Genomic DNA, 16716 nt, shown 5'->3' with positions numbered 1-16716 from the left:
TGATGAAGGAAGAATCTTTCGGGTTGGGTGTTCCAGGATTAACCATCAGATATACTGTCGCTGAAGACGGCGAGTATATGAAAAGATGGCTCAATGATCCAAAAATTTTACGAGGGTTTCCTCTTAAAACAGAGAATGAAATTCGAGATGCCGTAAACTTTTGGGTAGGATTTTATCGTTACAAAAGCAGTTTAACGGCTCTTATGGACGGAGAAGTTGCAGGCGTTGCTACCTTAGTTTTGAACCCCTACGTTAAAGTCGCCCATCATGCTCTGATCTCTATTATTGTCGGAGAGCCTTATAGAAATAAAGGGGTAGGAACTACTCTATTGAATAATCTTATTCACCTCGCTAAAAGCACCTTTCGTCTGGAAGTTCTTTATTTAGAGGTCTATTCTGAAAATCGAGCAATAGCTTTGTACGAACGATTTGGATTTAAAGAAGTCGGAAGACAAGAGCGGTTTTATAAAGACGAAGAAGGTTATTTAGCAAAAATAACTATGGAGAGAGATCTATAGATTCATGAAATCCTCTGAGCTGTTTATTCGAAAGATTCGTTCATTGGTAACAGAACCTGTTCGCGTGCGCACTCACAGAGGGGTTTCTACGCTGTTTTCCTTTTGTGTTCGTAAAAGAATTCTTTCTCTCCAAGAAAAATTGTTGTCGGCTCCTCTGTGGGCAGCAGAAATTATTGCTGATTTCATCAAGGGAAAAAAACTCTGTAGAAAAATAAAAAAACGGTTAGAGGAATATGTCTTTTCAAAACCAGCTCTTATACCCCTAGATACCTCACCCGGTAAGGTACATAATTTGGATGAGCTATACCAAAGGGTGAATGAGGAGTATTTTGGCGGAGAATTGCGGTTCCGTATTGGGTGGTTTGGACGGATTTTGGGAAGGACAAGAAACTCGATTACGTTAGGAACTTTTCATAGCGAAGAGAAAATGATCCGAATACATCGCTCATTAGACCGAAAAGAAGTTCCTTCTTTTTTTTTAGAATTTGTCATCTATCACGAAATGGTCCATGGGGTCGTAGGGGCTAGTAAAGGGTCTTCCGGTAGACGTAATGTTCACTCCACAGCGTTTAGAGAAAGAGAAAAGCTATTCAAGAAATATCAAGAAGCGGTAGCTTGGGAAAAGCAACACCAACACATATTATTAATGAGCTAGGTAGGTAATGGCAGGACATAGTAAGTGGGCTAACACTAAATATAGAAAGGAAAGGGCCGATCACAAAAAAGGTAAAATTTTTTCTCGTATTATAAAAGAGTTGATTACGGCTGTAAAGGCCGGAGGTCCTGATCCTAAGGGTAATCCTCGACTTAGGATGATCATTCAAAAAGCCAAAGATCAAAATATTCCTAATGAAAATATAGAGCGAAATATCAAAAAAGCTTCTTCTTCGGATCAAAAGGGATTTGAGTCTGTAGTTTATGAGCTTTATGGGTACGGTGGTGTAGGTATTGTCGTTGAGGCTATGACAGATAATAAAAATCGGACAGCCTCCGATATGCGTATAGCAGTTAATAAGAGAGGGGGAGCGTTGGTAGAGCCTGGTAGTGTGCTGTATAATTTTGAGAGAAAGGGCTGTTGTAGCGTCCCCAAAGACTCTATAGATGAAGAGGCTTTGCTCTCTTTTGTAATAGAAGGTGGGGGGGAGGACCTTACTTCTGATGATGAGGAGTTTTTTCAAGTGTTTTCTGAGGTGTCGGCACTTTCTGACGTGAAAGAAAAACTAGTTGAAGCAGGAGTTAAGGTCGCGGAAGACGCGTTAGTTTACAGACCTTTGAGATTAATAGATTGTAATGAAGAGGACGGTCAGAGCAATCTTGCTCTTATTGAATGGTTGGAAGGAATAGACGACGTAGACGCCGTGTATCACAATATGGCTTAGAATATAGTTTCACATGAAAAAGATCCCTTTTTTAATAAAGAGATCTCTTCGGATTCTAATCTACTGATTCTTGTTAGAAGCGTTTTCGAACATCTTCGCAAGGGCTTTCACAGCTCCACCTTGTGCGTTGATTTGCTCGTTGGTAGAAGACGTGCTGTTGCTCTGTCCTTCTGTTCTTACCGTTTCCGTGTGAAGAATGCCTCCAGAGCCTGTTTCCTCCCTGAATCTGGAAACCACGCTTCCTAGAGAACTTCCTACATTTTGGGGTTGTCCTCTTCCGCCCGTTGGATAAACGTTATCGAGATGTCCTCGGACTTCCTTCAACAAATCTCTGGTACTTGTTTGTAGACCAAACTGCTTGCCCATCATTTTGGTTGCAGTATTCGCTGGTTGAGGAGGTGTAGATGTTGCTCTACTTGTTCCTGCTCCACCCTGTGCCACTCTTGCTGCAAGGTTAGAAGGTTTCGGTGGCACGGGAGGGCCTTTTTTCCCAGAAACGCTTTGCCCAGAACCATCAGAGGGATTAGCAGATTCATTTTTTACTAACTGGGCTGTTTTAGCTATGCCACCAGAGACTGTAGCGGTAACAAAACCTTCATCGCCACTGCCTGATTCGCCAGTAGCAAAGGTACCAGAATCAGCTCTTCCAGCCTCAGCTTCTTGGATAACTTCCCCAAGGTTTCTGTTGACATTTACAGGACCTTCGTTGCCGCCTCCAGGATATACAACATTCAGGTGTTTACGAACTCTACTTAAAATATCCATGAGTTCTGCACCGTTGTCATCCCCTCCAATCCCTTTACCTTTTCCTGAATCATCGGAAGTTTTTGTAGAGGAGTCTGTTTCATCTGTGCCTTTTGTTTTTGAAGAATCATCGTCGGAAGGAGTTTCTTGAACATCATTGTTTCCGCCTCCAGTGCCTCCAACGCCTCCGTCATCAGTATCAGGTCCTTGAGGACCTTCGGTTCTGGCTGTGTCACTACTACCTTCAGCAAGTCTAACTGTCGGAACCCATGTTCCGTTTTCACTTGTTCTAACGACATTACCCAAATCTTGACTTCCAGTATGGTGATTACCATTTTCATCGTACACGGTGTCAAGATGTTGTCGAACGTGTAATAAAAGGGTTTTTAAGTCATTGGAAGGCAGTATGTTTGCGTTGATTCTGTCTCCTCCAGAGGGTGGTGGTGGCGGAGCTTCGTTGTCAGCTCCGTTTCCTTCTTCTTCGATTTTGCCATCAACAACATCTTCTGATTGAGATGTTTCCGAAGTTCCGTCAGTGCTTTCGGTCTCGTTAGTTTCATCAGCTTCATTGGTTTCTTCGGTTTTATTTGTCTCATCAGTTTTATTAGAAGTGTCGACGTTATCAGCTCCTTTCGTATTACTATCTCCACCGCCAACATTGTTGTTATTAGTATTATTGATGTTGATATTAATCGATGGCATTTGGAAGGGAGGATATGGTTGAGGTTGAGGCTGCGGTTGGGGTTTAGAGGTTTCTGAGTCAAAGTGGAAGTCTGCATCTGTAGGTCGTGGTGTGCTTTGCCAGCTAAGAGGCTTTAGTCCACCAACATCTCCGAAAATTTCTTTGTTCACTTTAAGCTCAGCACCACGTCTCCATGCAGATGGTGTATAGGCTGTAGAATTTTCCTTGGTATTCCATGGACCATATACGACAGCAGTCTTGAACTTCATGTTAAGTATTAAATGGGAATAATCTCCGGTGGCCCCAGACTTATTCTCTAGACCAGGCTTTACAACGTTATTCCAACTACTTTCTAATTCTTTGAATCCGACACAAAACTTAGCTATGCAGTCTTCCAAAGTCTTTGGGTTTGTAAGGTCTGCTTTAGTTCTTCCATTGGTAACTTTTATAGATTCGGCGGTGCTCCAGTCTCCATTTTTTACGAAAATGAAACTAGAACGAGCTTCATCGACGTAAACATAATGTCCGCCTTTTGTTTGCATCTTCCCTTGTACGTTAGGGTTTTTTAAGAATTCAATGATCGAAGCCTTACTTGTTGGGTCATAAGATGGTATAGCATTTTGAGGCAGACCTCCGGGTCCCACTTGTTGTGCTGCCTCAGTTTCACTCATTTCGGAACCCCTAAGACTGTACAGGGAGTCTAAAGAACTTTCACTAGAAGTACTGGAGACAGAATCTCTACGTCCTCCAGCAGCTTCTGTAGGGCCTCCTAGGTCTTCATTAATAGCGTCTAAGGTTTCGGATCGTTCTGTTCCAGAGCTTTCTTTGAAGAACAGCACGGAGCTGGAAGCGGATTCCGTTTTGTCTGCGGTGGAAGTAGCTTGTGTGTTTCCCGAAGTGGAAATTTTTACAGATTCGCCATTGACAGTTACGCCAGAAACGTTCCCGTCAGAAGAAGTTACGTTTACGCTTCCCGCTCCCCCGGTTTGTTGCAAGGATCCTGTTGCTACAGAGCCTGTTGTGGTAGCTGTCTCAGAGGTTTGTCCTGTAGCTGTTGTTGTTACGGAGTGCTCGCCAATACCGCCCGTAGTAGTTGTTGTTGTAGGAGTTATTGGTACATCGACATTGACGCCTTGATTATTTCCTATGGGAGATGACATACTGCAAAAAATAATTATGTTTTATTAATTTGATTTTAATTTAATTTAATTTTTTTAATTAAACTTTAATTTCTTTTAAAAAGTGATAAAAAATGCACAACTTTTGTTTTTAATAATTTGAGTGGTGATAAAAGTTTGGTATGGAAAAATACGCAGCAATTATGGATATTTAGTTTTGCGTAGGCGTAGCCGATGAACGAGAGAAACTGAAAATTATGAAAACTTTAGAGGTGTTTGGTGGGTGTTCTTTAACAGGAACGGTTAAAGTCTCTGGAGCTAAAAACTCTGCAACAAAATTGTTGGTAGCATCACTGTTATCTGATCAAAAATGTGTTCTTCGAAATATTCCCGATATTGGAGATGTGCGGTTCACTGTCGAGTTGTGCCGCGAAGTAGGAGCCAAAATTAAGTGGGATAAGCAAGCTCAAGTGATTGAAATTCACACTCCAAAGATAGCTACAACCAGTATATCTTCGTGTTTCTCTAAAGTTAATCGTATCCCTGTTTTACTTATAGGAGCTTTATTATCAAGAACTAGACAGCAAGTTGTTGTTCCGATAGTGGGCGGCGATGCTATAGGGGAGCGAACAGTTAACTTTCACTTGGAAGGTCTTAAGTGTTTGGGCGCAGAAGCTTTCTTAGATAAAAGAGGATACTGTGCTCATGCAAAGGATGGATTGATAGGAGCACACATAGAACTTCCATATCCTTCCGTAGGAGCGACAGAAAACTTAATATTTGCAGCAGTGAGGGCTTCTGGTAGGACTTTAATAAAAAATGCTGCGTTGGAAGCAGAAATTATCGATTTGATTATGTTTTTCCAGAAGATGGGAGTAACTATCACAACGGACAATGATAGAACTATAGAAATTTTTGGTTCACAAAGTTTTAATGAAGTGGATCATACAGTGATCCCAGATAAGATAGAGGCGGCATCTTTTGGTATGTCTGCTGTGGTAACTGATGGAAGGATTTTTGTTCAAGGAGCTCGTCATTCTGACATGTTGCCGTTTCTCAATGGTTTAAGAGAGATTGGTGGCGGGTTTATTGTTAAGGATGACGGAATAGAGTTTTTCCGTGAGAGAGCATTGAAAGGTGGTGTCGTAGTTGAAACGGACGTGCATCCTGGGTTCCTTACAGATTGGCAGCAACCCTTTGCAGTATTGTTGACCCAAGCAAAAGGCTCTTCTGTAATACATGAAACAGTTCATGAAAATCGTTTGAAATATTTGTCAGGACTGCGTGCTATGGGAGCAGACTGCGAATTGTTTTATCAATGTCTGAGTTCCAAAGATTGTCGCTATAAGGCAGGCAACTATCCTCATAGCGCAGTAATCAGAGGTGTGACCCCTTTACAGGCAGCAGAAGTATGTATTCCGGATTTAAGAGCCGGGTTTGCTTACGTTATGGCGGCACTAATTGCTGAAGGAGAAAAAAGCGTTATTCGTGGAGCAGAGTTATTGGATCGTGGGTACAATAAGCTGGTAACGAATCTCGAGTCATTGGGAGCAAAAATTCGTGTTTCTAAAAATCTCACCAACAAAACTCAAGAATATGCATTTTGTTAGTAGAAAGATTTCATACTAAGGGTTATAGAGTCAAAGAGAATCTAAAGTTTGAAGTCCTAATAGAGACATTCCAGTTGATAGAATTCTTTCTGTTAGCAAGCACAGGTTTAGTCTAGATTCTTGATATTCAGAACCTTCTATGTGGCAGTCGCGGAAGAAGATGTTAAACTTCTCTGCAAGCTCGTAAAGGTAATCGGTCAACAAGTGGGGAAAAAGTTCCTCAGCTACTTTGAGTAATACGTCTGGGAAGCAGAGTAACTTGAAGGCTAAGGCTTTTTCTGCTGGGTTTTCGAGGGAAATAGGTCCTCTTGCTTCAGAAATATTGTCCACTTGTAGGCGTCGTTTTATTCCCTGAATACGAACGTAAGAGTATAAAATAAACATGGCCGTATTGCCTTCGAAACGCAGCATTTTGTCGAAGGAAAAGACGTAATCGCTGGTTCTATGGCAAGAAAGGTCTGCATACTTTACTGCATTAATGCCCAAAATTTGAGCCTTCCTTTGAGCCTCTTCCGGTGTTATCGATGAGTCTCTTTCTAACAGAATTGCCATGGCTTTATTGATCGCTGTAAGCAAGAGGTCTATCAGTTTAATACTTTCTCCTGATCGGGTTTTGAATTTTTTCCCTTGAGTATCAAGTACTAATCCAAATCCAACGTGGGTAAAAGACTTTTCTGATGGCAAATAGCCAGCAGCCAGCGCTGTTGCTGCAACCAAATTGAAATGCAAAGATTGGCCAGAATCTGTAACGATAATAATTTTATCTGCGCGATCTGTTTCTATTCGATAACGCATAGCGGCGATATCTGTGGTATCGTAGCTATATCCACCATCACTTTTTTGAATCATGAGAGGAATAGGAAAATTATCGTGAAAGACACACTTTGCTCCATCAGAGAGGGTGACAAGTCCTTTTTCTTCTAGATCTTCAATTACTTTCGGAAGGAAGGGATTATAAAAAGACTCTCCTCGCTCTTCTATAGATACATCAAGAAGAGAATAAATTTTATTAAAGGCCTTTCTAGAGGCTTCGCAGATGCTTTCCCAAATTTTTATAATTTTGGGATCTCCTTTTTGTAAGAGAACGACATTCTTTCTTGCCTGAGACTTGAATTTCTCGTCTTCATCGAAACGAGCTCTACTTTTTTGATATAGAGAAGTGAGATTTTCTATGTCCTCCTGATCTTTAAGATTATTTTCTTGAATGTAAGCGATTAACATTCCAAAGGCTGTGCCCCAATCTCCGATGTGGTTGAGTTTGAGGACATCGTGCCCAAGAAAAGAATAGACTTTGGCAAGACAGTCGCCAATGATTGTGGATCTCAGATGCCCTACATGCATATCCTTGGCAGTATTCGGAGACGAGTAGTCTACAATTATACGTAAACGTTTTTCTATCAAAGATCCTGGAGTAAGTAAGGAAGGGAGGGTTTGGAGATTTTCTTCCAGAAATCTTTGAGAAAGCGTAAAGTTAATGAATCCTGCTCCGGCAACTTCTACTATAGAAAAGTATTCCTTGGGAATATGCTGCAAAACTTCGTTGGCTATCATCACGGGAGAACGTTTAAGAGGCTTTGCCAGCTTCATGGCTTCATTGCATTGGAAGTGTCCAAATGCTTCTTTTGTTGCTAAAGTGATCTCCGGATGAATATTCAATAACTCTGGGAAAGCTTTTTGAAAAGCATTACTACAAATGTTTTCTAGCCAAAGTCTTAATCTTTTAGAAGAGTAAGTCATCAGGGAGCCTCTCCTACGCAACCATTTTCATACCATGTTTTTAGATGTGCTATTCGATCCATAATTCTATCAACAGCTTTTTGATAAGCTTCTTTGTTGGTTAAAGAAGAGTCTTTACGAATGTCGTCAAAATAGATAGGAGAGCCGAAAACAACAGGGATTTTTTTAAATAGCTTGGGAATTTTCATATGGCGGTTAAAAATTTTGTATGTATTCGCTACATAAACAGGAATAGCAGGAACACCCAGAGATATGACAAGCATTCCAGCTCCCGATTGCCCTGGCTGTAAGTTCCCATCAGGAGTTCTTGTTCCTTCAGGGTAAATGACTAATTTATTTCCTTTTTTAACTAAGTCTGTGGCTTCTTTAATAGAAGACAGGTTATTTTTCCTTTTTGCGACGGGAATGCAGTGGATAGATCTCATAAGAAAGTTTGAAAACTTCGACTGAAATAAAGAAGCTTTTACGAAGTGATAGACGGGGCCCTTGATGGAGAGCTGAACTACTATGCCATCGTAATAGGAAGCATGATTAGGGGTGATTACAGCTCCCTCTTTTGTGAGGGACTTATTCCCAAAGACTTGTATTCGATAAAATAAAAAAAATAGCAAAGCAAACAGAGGTCTAGCAATGTAGTAAATTATCATAATTTTTGCGAAATTATCTCGAGGATCTTATGAGTTACTTCTTTTATGGAAAGTTCTGAGGAGTCGATAATAAAGGCCCCTTCGGGTACAGTTAGTGGATCATTTTTTCTTTGAGAATCTTCCTTGTCCCGAGCTACCAGAGCTGCTTTTAGTTCTTCGTAAGAGATAGAATTTTCAGGGTAGTCCTTAAGCCGTCGGAGAGCTCGAACTTCAGGGGTTGCTGTCAAAAAAATTTTTATCTGCGCTTCAGGGAATACTTTAGACCCCATGTCTCGTCCTTCAAAAACACAATTGCCGAGCTTTGCGTACTCTCTTTGCTGTTTCTGCATAAACCTTCGTACTTCAGGATCTTTGGCTAAATCTGAGGCTGTCTTTGTAACTGCAGGTTCTGAAAGATCAACGGGAGATAAAGGCTCGCCTTTGAAGAATGATTGTAGAGGCTGCATCGAAGAGAACGAAAAGGAAAACAAACCTTCTTCACAGAGGAGCTTAGACGTGTCCGAACAACCCGTTTTTAAATAGGCATACGCCAATGTTCGGTACATAGCTCCCGTATTGCAGTAATTGAAAGCCAAAGCTTCTGCTACAGCCTTAGCCACAGAGCTTTTTCCTGTTCCGGAAGGTCCATCAATAGTTACAAGCATATTCTTCTAAGCAGCCTACCTTATGGACATACCTGGCCTTTTATACTCCAAATACTCCACTTTGTGTAAGAGAAAGGCAGAAGTATAAGACAGGCGTGGAGAGAAGTAAAGAGTCTAAATTATCTAAGATACCGCCAACAGAAGGAATTTTATTACTATCCTTAATGTCAGCGTCTCGCTTGAAGCCAGATTCTAAGATATCCCCGAAGAATCCACAGATTCCTAGAATTAATCCAAGAGGAAGAAGGAAACTGGGATGCGCAATAAAGGGAATAAATTTAGGAGGGATTTGGAAGCAAAACAAAGCTGCAATGAACATAGAACCTAAACACCCAGCTATAAACCCTGCAACGGTTTTATTGGGGCTTAGATTAGGAGAAATTTGTCTTTTGCCAAAGGCTTTACCAAAGAAATATCCAAAAATGTCTGCTCCTTTGGTAGTTGCTATTAGAAAACTCGTCCACCAAACTCCTAGATAGGGTTGAGAAGAAGAAAGAAAGCCGTAAAGAACTTTTAAAAAGAGGTACAAGGGGACGGAAAGATAAAGGACGGAGAAAATACTTGTCCCTGCGGTTATTAATGGAGACTTTTTAGAAGAACAGAAAGAAAATAGAACCCACACAGTCCACAAGAAGACGTAAATACTTGGTAATTTTTGACAATAGGCGGGAAGAATATCTTGCCAGCGAATCACTAAGAAAGACAAAAACAAAACGCCAAAGGTTCCTAGGATGGGGTGGTAAGTAGGTTTAAATTTCACTTTCTTTTTCAACATTAGACAGTACTCATAAGTCCCAAGAGCTCCCAACAGGGAGAGAACAAGTCCTACGGTCCAAGACCCTACATAAGAAAGAGAGGTGTAAAGCAAGAGAACCAAAAAAGCTAGCACCAGAGAATGAACGACAACTCTCTGGAAAAGATCCCCGTGTCCAAAACTTTTCTCTTTACTCATAGGTTCATAAACCTCCTCTTCTACAACGCTTTTGGAATGCCCATATAGCTTTGATGAAATCCAAAGACCCAAAGTTAGGCCAGAGGACCTTAGTCATGTAAAGCTCTGTATAGGCTATTTGCCATAAAAGGAAATTACTGACACGCATTTCCCCTCCAGTTCGGATCAATAAATCTGGATTGCCAAACTTTGCCGTATCTAAATAGGAGCTCACAAGATCTTCAGTAAGGTTGTTTAAAGCGATTTTATTTGTTAGTAAATCTTGGTGTATTTTTTTAAACGCTCGGACTATCTCGTCTTTAGCGCCATAGTTAAGAGCTAGAGCTAATCGAAGCTGGTTTTGATCTTTAGTTTCTTCTGAAATATCTAAGACTTTTTCTCTTACTTCTTCTGGAAGGCCTTCTAAATTGCCTATACACTCAAATTTAATTCCTTGTTCCTTTAACCACGATTTTTTTTCATCGATACAGTGACAAATCAGAGAAAAAATTTGAGCAACTTCTTTGGGTGCTCTGTTGCGATTTTCTGTAGAGAACGCAAAAAGTGTTAAGGTTTCTATCCCCAAGGCCTTAGTAGTAGGGATTAGGTCCATGAGTACTTCAGCTCCTTTCTGATGGCCCTTAAAGATACCTTCTTTTGCTAAATCTGGACTATTCAGCCAACTCCAGCGTCTATTGCCATCCATAATAATAGCAACATGTCTGGGGATGCTTTTCTTGCGCAAGCGAGAGATAATGGAATCTATAGTTCGAGAATTTTTAACGTTTTCTGCTTGTGGGGTGGGGGGGGCAGCGTTGGACATGACTTGCTTACTACAAAAGATTTAGAGGTTTCAAGAGGTTGCTTTCAGTCTTCTAACCCAGTTGCTTAAACTTGAGAGAGTTATTCGGGGGGAAATCGTATAGGATGCTATGATATCTTTACAAGAGATACCAACTTTCGATTGTATTGGAGGTCTAGATTTGTTTTTGAATAAGACTAATTTGGCTTAATTTTTTCGAGTCTATTAGAAAGGCTAAGAACTACGTTTCGTCTTCAAAGGCTCTTCAGGGCGGCTTTTTTAATTTCTTTTAAAGAGTGTTTTAATGTATCTATTTGGAGTTTATTTATTCAGCTTATAGTTATTTTGCTTTCTCGTTATTAATATATCCGGAGATTTGTATGAGTGTTCATTCGTTCTTTTCAAGACAGAAAGGCGTGGGTTTTACTCAACCTACGACACTCTCTCCCGATATTCGAGAGACCCCCATGCCTTCAAATAAAAAAACTAGTTGGGGAAGCCTAAGAACAAAGATTTTTTTTGCTATGTGTGTGTTAGGTTTTTCGGGCTTTTTGTCTGGAGTGGTCTGTTCCATGGTCCTGGTTAACCCTGCGTATCTTGTCCTATCTCTTGCCGGCTCTATCACTTTGGTGACGGCTTGCATCATACTTCGTTTATCTTCATTTTTTCAGCAAGAAGCTTTCGATATTATCCGACTTCCTGGTTCTTTGTTTTCATTCCTTAGAAGCAAAACGCACTTTTTTGGACCTTTTAATAGAGAATCTTTTTGCAAAGAACTTCGGAATAGATTTGTAGCAGAGATCAAAACTAAAAACTTGGGTAAGTGGAAGCCTGTTAAGAAGCCTTCGAGCGTGACTTTTTTTATGGGCAAGAGAGCAGAATTGGAAGAACAGTTTTTAGGAGCCCCTACGATAGAGATTTGTGGGGCGTCTTTGATATCCACAGCGGAAGAAATAAGAAAAGCTATTTTTAGAAAAGAAAGAAAAGCTCCCGAATGGTTTTTATCGCAAGTCGATTCTTTAGATCAGGTAAATACTGTCAGAGTGGTTTCTGAGTTTTCTGGACAGACAGGTTTGGGCGAAGTTGGAGAAGATTTAGCTTCTTTCACATCCTCAGGAATTGTTGTTGGAAAATTTTTAATAGGAGAGACTTCTTCTAACGAAGAACTACAAGTTATCTTTCCTTCCCTGTCGAAAATGTTTTTAGATATGTTGAAAGAAGGTGTTTCCCAGGGAAAAAGGTTTTCCTGGGAAACAAAAGAATTAATTTTAAAAGTCACTATCCCAGAGCTATGCAAGGAGGGAGAATTTTCTTCGAAACAATGGTTGATAATGCTATCCGTGCTTCATGCTGTAGAAGCTTTAAATAACGAATTTTGTGCTTCTGAGGGAAGAAATGTTCGGCATGGGTTGAAAGAAGTCGTTGTAGTGTTACCTCTGGAAACCCCGCTCACCAGTGAAGTAGAGTTAAGCTCTTCCTAACTACTAATTTTTTTAAGAGTGTATATTTTTTTTGATCTGACGAATCAAGATGTTCTTAGATTTGACAGATTTTCTTATTACTTGGTATTTTCCCGTCCTTGGAGAGTCTAGATTTTTGAAAAGAGTGCTCAAATGACAGGATATAAAAGAAATCATTGGTATTTCATCATTTTTGTTTTTAGTTTTGCTCTCTACAACGTTTTGCCGACTTGTTTTTATCACGCGCGCCCAGTTGGCCAAGAGTTTGGCTCGAAAGAATCTAGACGGTTAGTCAGAGAAATTGTCCGCAAGGTAGACAAAACTTATAAGGATTCCTTCGTCCGTATTCGAGGCATAACTAAAGATATCCAGGTTCATCCGAAAGAAATACGGAGAGATGATCAAATTCCCGGAGTGGTGAATGTAACCTTCGAATCAAAGAAGGATGCAGATTTATTTGTAGATAAGATTTCTTTGTCTGAAAAATCTGTCCCTTTCGTGTCTCAACGGCTTCACGTGGTGGGAATTCAGGAGGAGTCTGGGAGCTTTTTAGTTCAAGTCGCTTCCTCTGTTGTAGGGCAAGTCTCTTCTCAAGATTTTCGTTTTGTAACCCGTAATCCCGATTCATCAGAATATCGTCGAGGATTTTTAAATACAGCAAATGATATTGCGGCTAAAGTGTTTCAGGAGAATGAATTTGCCTCTTGTTGCGGTTACTTATCTCCTTTAGCATCTTCTTCGGCAAAAGAGTACTCTTTGGTTCTAGCGAGAACTTTATTGGAACAGCTAAATTATTTGCCTGAAGCGTTAGCCCCTAGGCTGATAACTTTTACTCTGAAAGAAAATAAAGAGTTGGAGAGTTTTGTTCGTCAACTAGATAAAATCGTCAAAGATGCGACGGCTTCCAAGGAAGATCGGGACGTCTGTTCCGAGGTTCTGCAAAGGATTCGTAGGGATCAAATTTTCTTCCACAAAAAACCAACAAACATAACTTCTCGCTACTATGATTGTCGACATAAACACCCTCTATTCAGTTCTGTCGAAGTTCTATACTCTGAAGGTAAAATTTTATTGAATGTTGATAAAGAAGTATTGGAAATACTCAACAGTCAATCCAGCAATAATGATGATCTAAACAAAAAAACTTTCATTAACCGCCTTTTGCAAAAAGAAAAGGAACGTGTGGCCGACATCACAGGGTTATCTGTTTCTGAAGGAGACAAAGGGTTCATTGTTTCATTATTTTCTAGCCCAAAAGTGAAAGGGCATATCATTTTTGACGGTTCTTCTGTTTTGGAGATGAGCAAGCAACAAGTACTTGGGTTGATTTCCGTAAATTGGAGGCCAAAGTCCTCCGATTTTTCTCGTTCAGTTTTCCCCGTCAGTGATAAAGAGCCTTCTGAAAGAGACCAATTCGGTTGTTACGTGTTCTTCCCTAAGGAAAGTTGTAAGCACTTTCGTAAGGGAAGGGTATACGTTGTCTTGAAGGGCATTAATGCCTTTATTGAAAAGTACCGACAGGTAGAGAACGAGCAAGAAAAACAGAATTTTGATAATGATATCAGGTCTTTGTTAAAATGTTTTTATCATCAGGGCGTCTTTGTCAAAAGTATTGGGGAAGATCGGATTTTTGAGATTAGAGAGCCTTTTGCTCTTATTTTTGACTCTTCCGAAGAATCTTTCTCTACTCACGAGGAAAAAGGATGTTTGGATTTGACCAATGTCCAGGATTATCTTGCAGGTAAAAATAGAAGAGAAACGTCCAGACAGAAAGAATTACTTTTGTGGAAAGAACGTTATCAGAGAGCCAAAAACTCTGGTGATCTGCAAGAAATCTTCTGTACGACAGCTCCCCACCGTAACGTTTTTTATGAAAACTGTAAGTTAAATGTTAGAAAGTATTGGCGGGGGGAAAAAGCTTTGCGTTGGGGGGTGGATCTTGCTGGCGGTAAACACGTTACGCTGGCGTTCAAAGATCGCCAAGGAAATATAATTTCCGATAAGGACGAAATTACTCGCATTTATGATGAGTTATATGCTCGGTTGAACAAATTGGGTGTGTCGGAAATTGAAATGCGAAGAGAGGGAAGTAACATTCATGTAAGTGTTCCTGGCTGCTCAACGCTTTCTGCGAAAGAACTTTTGGGATTCTCTTCTATGACTTTTCATGTTGTGAACGAAAAGTTTGCATCCTCTGGGAGTTGTGGAGTTAAAGCCAACACCTTTTTAGATTACTTAAGATATCGCTCTCTCTCCGAAGGAAAACGATCTTCTAAGGAGATAACGGAGCTTGCAGAAAAAATCTTCTCTGGAGAGATAGCGGTCCCTAAGGCTTTGGAGCCAGTTATAGAGGAATTGAAGGCTTCGGGATTAAATTTTTCCAATGGGCTTGGGCAGGAGTCTGGAAATGTAGATGAACAGCTTTCTGCGATCGTTGTGGCAAAGGATGTAGATGAAGGCGTCAATCCTCTAATCATAGTTTTCAAAACACCTGCCTTGGAAGGTTCTGCGCTTTCTAATATCTCTACCGACTTTTCCTCTAGTGATGGATATTCTCTGAATTTCTTTGTTAAGAAAAGTTTGTCTAGAGCGAATGGATCAGTTTGTAATCCTTCCGATCTATTTCATAAATGGACGTCAACTTTTTGTAGAGAGGCTATTCAAGGGACACAGAAGGCCGCAGATAGTCATGGGCGTGGATGGCGTATGGCTGTGGTCATCAATGGAGAAGGTATAAGTTTCCCAGCTTTAAATGCTCCTTTAAAGGATTCTGCCAGAGTAACAGGAAACTTTTCTTATGGAGAAATTAATCGTCTGGCTAACGATTTAAAAGCTGGAACACTATCTTGTTTCCCTGAAATTTTATCAGAAGAAACAGTCGCTCCTGAGCTAGGTAAATCGCAGAGGGTTCAGGGGCTTATTTCGGCTGTTGTAGGTGTGGCAGTCTTAATGGCTTTGATGTGCGTCTATTATCGATTTGGGGGGATTATTGCTTCCGCAGCAGTTTTGCTAAACCTTATTTTAATATGGGCTGCTCTTCAATATATGGATGCTTCGATAACTCTCTCCGGACTTGCTGGAATTGTTTTAGCTATGGGAATGGCCGTTGATGCTAACGTACTAGTTTTTGAGAGAGTAAAGGAAGAATATGCTAAAAGTAGTAACTTATTAGGCTCCTTGGAAATGGGATATAAAAAAGCTTTTGGAGCTATTTTTGATTCCAACTTGACAACGGTTCTTGCTGCGGTTCTTCTCATCTTTATGGACACTGGCCCTATCAGAGGTTTTGCTTTGACTTTGATCCTTGGGATCTTGTCCTCCATGTTTACTTCTTTGTTTATGACCAAATTTTTCTTCTCCATCTGGATAGAAAAGACTGGAAGTAAAGAATTAAATATGATGTCGAGATTTTCTCAGATTAAGCATAACTTCTTGCTTAGCAGTCGTAAAGCTTGGCTAACGTCTGTTCTTATACTATTTGGGGGTGGTGCAACATTATTCTTCGGAGTCACGCAGTCTCTTCCAGGAATTGACTTCAAAGGGGGGTATAGCTTTACCTTAGATCCTTCTGAATCAAATATTAAGGTTGCTCAGACGAAGTCTTTCGGACAAGAAGTGGGTAGACGACTGGTTGATGTAGGGGTTTCTCCGGCTGATTTTCGCATTAAAACTTTTGGTGAGTCGAAAAAAGTTAGGGTGTACTTGAGTTCTCGTTCTTTAGAGAAAATTAAAAAAGTTCAAAACCAGAGTCCCATGGATGCTGCTGGAGCACTTCTGGAAAAAGCAGAAATCGCGGAGAAAGGACTTAATGTTATAAAGAAGGAATGGACTCAAGTTAGTGGTCAGTTTTCGGCTCACATGTGTGAGCAAGCTGTTGTAGGGCTTCTGTTGGCTTTGGTAGTTATCCTCCTCTATATAACAATACGTTTTGAGTGGAAATACGCTGTTAGTGCAGTGTTCGCTTTGGTCCATGATCTCTTTGCTACATGCTCAGTGTTGGCTATAGCTCACTTCTTTTTGAAAAAAGTACAGTTGGATTTACAAGCTGTTGGCGCTTTGATGACGGTTCTGGGCTATTCGTTAAACAATACTTTAATAGTTTTTGATCGAATTAGAGAAGATTGTAAGACGCGTTCAGCTGATTCATTGAAAGATATAGTGGAAAATGCTTTGCGAGGGACCTTTAGCAGAACAGTTATGACTACTTCTACAACGCTCTCGGTGTTATTAGTTCTTTTATTTATAGGAGGAGGAGCGATCTTTAATTTTGCGTTCATAATGACTGTAGGAATTATATTAGGCACGTTGTCGTCTTTATATATAGCTCCTCCGCTTCTTTTGTTTATGATGCAAGAGCGAGATAGAGTAAGCTCTTTCTAATGAAGAGAGTTGTATTTTATTTGGAGAGACTGCATATGGGTAGGAAGTAGATTTAGAATATCTT

General features: G+C 40.4%; 12 protein-coding genes. 6 read left to right on the top strand and 6 right to left on the bottom strand.

What is annotated here, in order from left to right:
• Positions 1 to 2: 2 nt before the first annotated feature.
• Genes KJA58_RS03380 through KJA58_RS03370 form a run of 3 tightly spaced genes read left to right on the top strand, consistent with a single transcriptional unit; the run spans position 3 to position 1897 of the window.
• Positions 3 to 518 (top strand): GNAT family N-acetyltransferase, encoded by a 516-nt coding sequence (locus tag KJA58_RS03380; RefSeq protein ID WP_213358048.1) that lies wholly within the window; start codon positions 3 to 5, stop codon positions 516 to 518.
• A 4-nt stretch (positions 519 to 522) separates the two neighbouring features.
• A complete protein-coding gene (locus KJA58_RS03375) occupies positions 523 to 1173 on the top strand; it encodes a SprT-like domain-containing protein (protein WP_213358047.1) in 651 nt (216 codons plus the stop codon).
• A 7-nt stretch (positions 1174 to 1180) separates the two neighbouring features.
• Complete coding sequence (locus tag KJA58_RS03370; RefSeq protein ID WP_213358046.1) at positions 1181 to 1897, top strand: YebC/PmpR family DNA-binding transcriptional regulator; 717 nt, start codon at positions 1181 to 1183, stop codon at positions 1895 to 1897.
• Positions 1898 to 1957: 60 nt separating this feature from the next.
• Here the strand turns inward: KJA58_RS03370 and tarP are convergent, their stop codons facing one another.
• Positions 1958 to 4483 (bottom strand): type III secretion system actin-recruiting effector Tarp, encoded by a 2526-nt coding sequence (gene tarP, locus KJA58_RS03365; RefSeq protein ID WP_213358045.1) that lies wholly within the window; start codon positions 4481 to 4483, stop codon positions 1958 to 1960.
• Positions 4484 to 4698: 215 nt separating this feature from the next.
• Between tarP and murA the strand changes: the two genes are divergently transcribed.
• Entirely contained in the window at positions 4699 to 6051 is a 1353-nt protein-coding gene (murA, locus tag KJA58_RS03360; RefSeq protein WP_213358044.1) for a UDP-N-acetylglucosamine 1-carboxyvinyltransferase, read from the top strand.
• Positions 6052 to 6081: 30 nt separating this feature from the next.
• Here the strand turns inward: murA and argS are convergent, their stop codons facing one another.
• Genes argS through uppS form a run of 5 tightly spaced genes read right to left on the bottom strand, consistent with a single transcriptional unit; the run spans position 6082 to position 10833 of the window.
• The gene (gene argS, locus KJA58_RS03355; protein ID WP_213358043.1) at positions 6082 to 7788 is read right to left on the bottom strand and encodes an arginine--tRNA ligase; all 1707 of its coding nucleotides are present in this window, start codon (positions 7786 to 7788) and stop codon (positions 6082 to 6084) included.
• Positions 7788 to 8435: a lysophospholipid acyltransferase family protein gene (locus KJA58_RS03350; protein WP_213358042.1), complete on the bottom strand. Its 648-nt coding sequence runs from the start codon at positions 8433 to 8435 to the stop codon at positions 7788 to 7790. The genes argS and KJA58_RS03350 overlap by 1 nt, the downstream gene beginning before the upstream one ends.
• The gene (cmk, locus tag KJA58_RS03345) at positions 8432 to 9079 is read right to left on the bottom strand and encodes a (d)CMP kinase (protein ID WP_213358041.1); all 648 of its coding nucleotides are present in this window, start codon (positions 9077 to 9079) and stop codon (positions 8432 to 8434) included. Before cmk ends, KJA58_RS03350 begins: the two co-directional genes overlap by 4 nt.
• Before the next feature lie 40 nt (positions 9080 to 9119).
• On the bottom strand, positions 9120 to 10031 hold the full coding sequence (locus KJA58_RS03340; protein WP_213358040.1) for a phosphatidate cytidylyltransferase: 912 nt from the start codon (positions 10029 to 10031) through the stop codon (positions 9120 to 9122).
• Between the two features lie 4 nt (positions 10032 to 10035).
• Positions 10036 to 10833: a polyprenyl diphosphate synthase gene (gene uppS, locus KJA58_RS03335; protein ID WP_213358039.1), complete on the bottom strand. Its 798-nt coding sequence runs from the start codon at positions 10831 to 10833 to the stop codon at positions 10036 to 10038.
• 359 nt (positions 10834 to 11192) lie between these two features.
• On the opposite strand from uppS, the gene KJA58_RS03330 reads away from it, so the two are divergent.
• Together KJA58_RS03330 and secD are read left to right on the top strand one after the other, a co-directional pair.
• Positions 11193 to 12293, top strand: a complete 1101-nt coding sequence (locus tag KJA58_RS03330; RefSeq protein ID WP_213358038.1) for a hypothetical protein — start codon at positions 11193 to 11195, stop codon at positions 12291 to 12293.
• Positions 12294 to 12425: 132 nt separating this feature from the next.
• Positions 12426 to 16652: a protein translocase subunit SecD gene (secD, locus tag KJA58_RS03325; protein WP_213358037.1), complete on the top strand. Its 4227-nt coding sequence runs from the start codon at positions 12426 to 12428 to the stop codon at positions 16650 to 16652.
• Positions 16653 to 16716: the final 64 nt, after the last annotated feature.

Origin of the sequence: Chlamydiifrater phoenicopteri (assembly GCF_902807005.1) — a bacterium.
Taxonomy (GTDB): Bacteria; Chlamydiota; Chlamydiia; order Chlamydiales; family Chlamydiaceae; genus Chlamydiifrater; species Chlamydiifrater phoenicopteri.
The sequence above is the reverse complement of the archived record's forward strand: the minus strand, read 5'-3'. Positions and strand labels throughout refer to the sequence as shown.

What these genes read in the sequence shown, in the direction of transcription:
- tarP (WP_213358045.1), bottom strand. Translation starts at nt 4,483, where the DNA reads ATGTCATCTCCCATAGGAAATAATCAAGGCGTCAATGTCGATGTACCA.
- KJA58_RS03330 (WP_213358038.1), top strand. Translation starts at nt 11,193, where the DNA reads ATGAGTGTTCATTCGTTCTTTTCAAGACAGAAAGGCGTGGGTTTTACT.
- KJA58_RS03340 (WP_213358040.1), bottom strand. Translation starts at nt 10,031, where the DNA reads ATGAGTAAAGAGAAAAGTTTTGGACACGGGGATCTTTTCCAGAGAGTT.
- argS (WP_213358043.1), bottom strand. Translation starts at nt 7,788, where the DNA reads ATGACTTACTCTTCTAAAAGATTAAGACTTTGGCTAGAAAACATTTGT.
- KJA58_RS03350 (WP_213358042.1), bottom strand. Translation starts at nt 8,435, where the DNA reads ATGATAATTTACTACATTGCTAGACCTCTGTTTGCTTTGCTATTTTTT.
- KJA58_RS03375 (WP_213358047.1), top strand. Translation starts at nt 523, where the DNA reads ATGAAATCCTCTGAGCTGTTTATTCGAAAGATTCGTTCATTGGTAACA.
- KJA58_RS03370 (WP_213358046.1), top strand. Translation starts at nt 1,181, where the DNA reads ATGGCAGGACATAGTAAGTGGGCTAACACTAAATATAGAAAGGAAAGG.
- uppS (WP_213358039.1), bottom strand. Translation starts at nt 10,833, where the DNA reads ATGTCCAACGCTGCCCCCCCCACCCCACAAGCAGAAAACGTTAAAAAT.
- cmk (WP_213358041.1), bottom strand. Translation starts at nt 9,079, where the DNA reads ATGCTTGTAACTATTGATGGACCTTCCGGAACAGGAAAAAGCTCTGTG.
- KJA58_RS03380 (WP_213358048.1), top strand. Translation starts at nt 3, where the DNA reads ATGAAGGAAGAATCTTTCGGGTTGGGTGTTCCAGGATTAACCATCAGA.
- murA (WP_213358044.1), top strand. Translation starts at nt 4,699, where the DNA reads ATGAAAACTTTAGAGGTGTTTGGTGGGTGTTCTTTAACAGGAACGGTT.
- secD (WP_213358037.1), top strand. Translation starts at nt 12,426, where the DNA reads ATGACAGGATATAAAAGAAATCATTGGTATTTCATCATTTTTGTTTTT.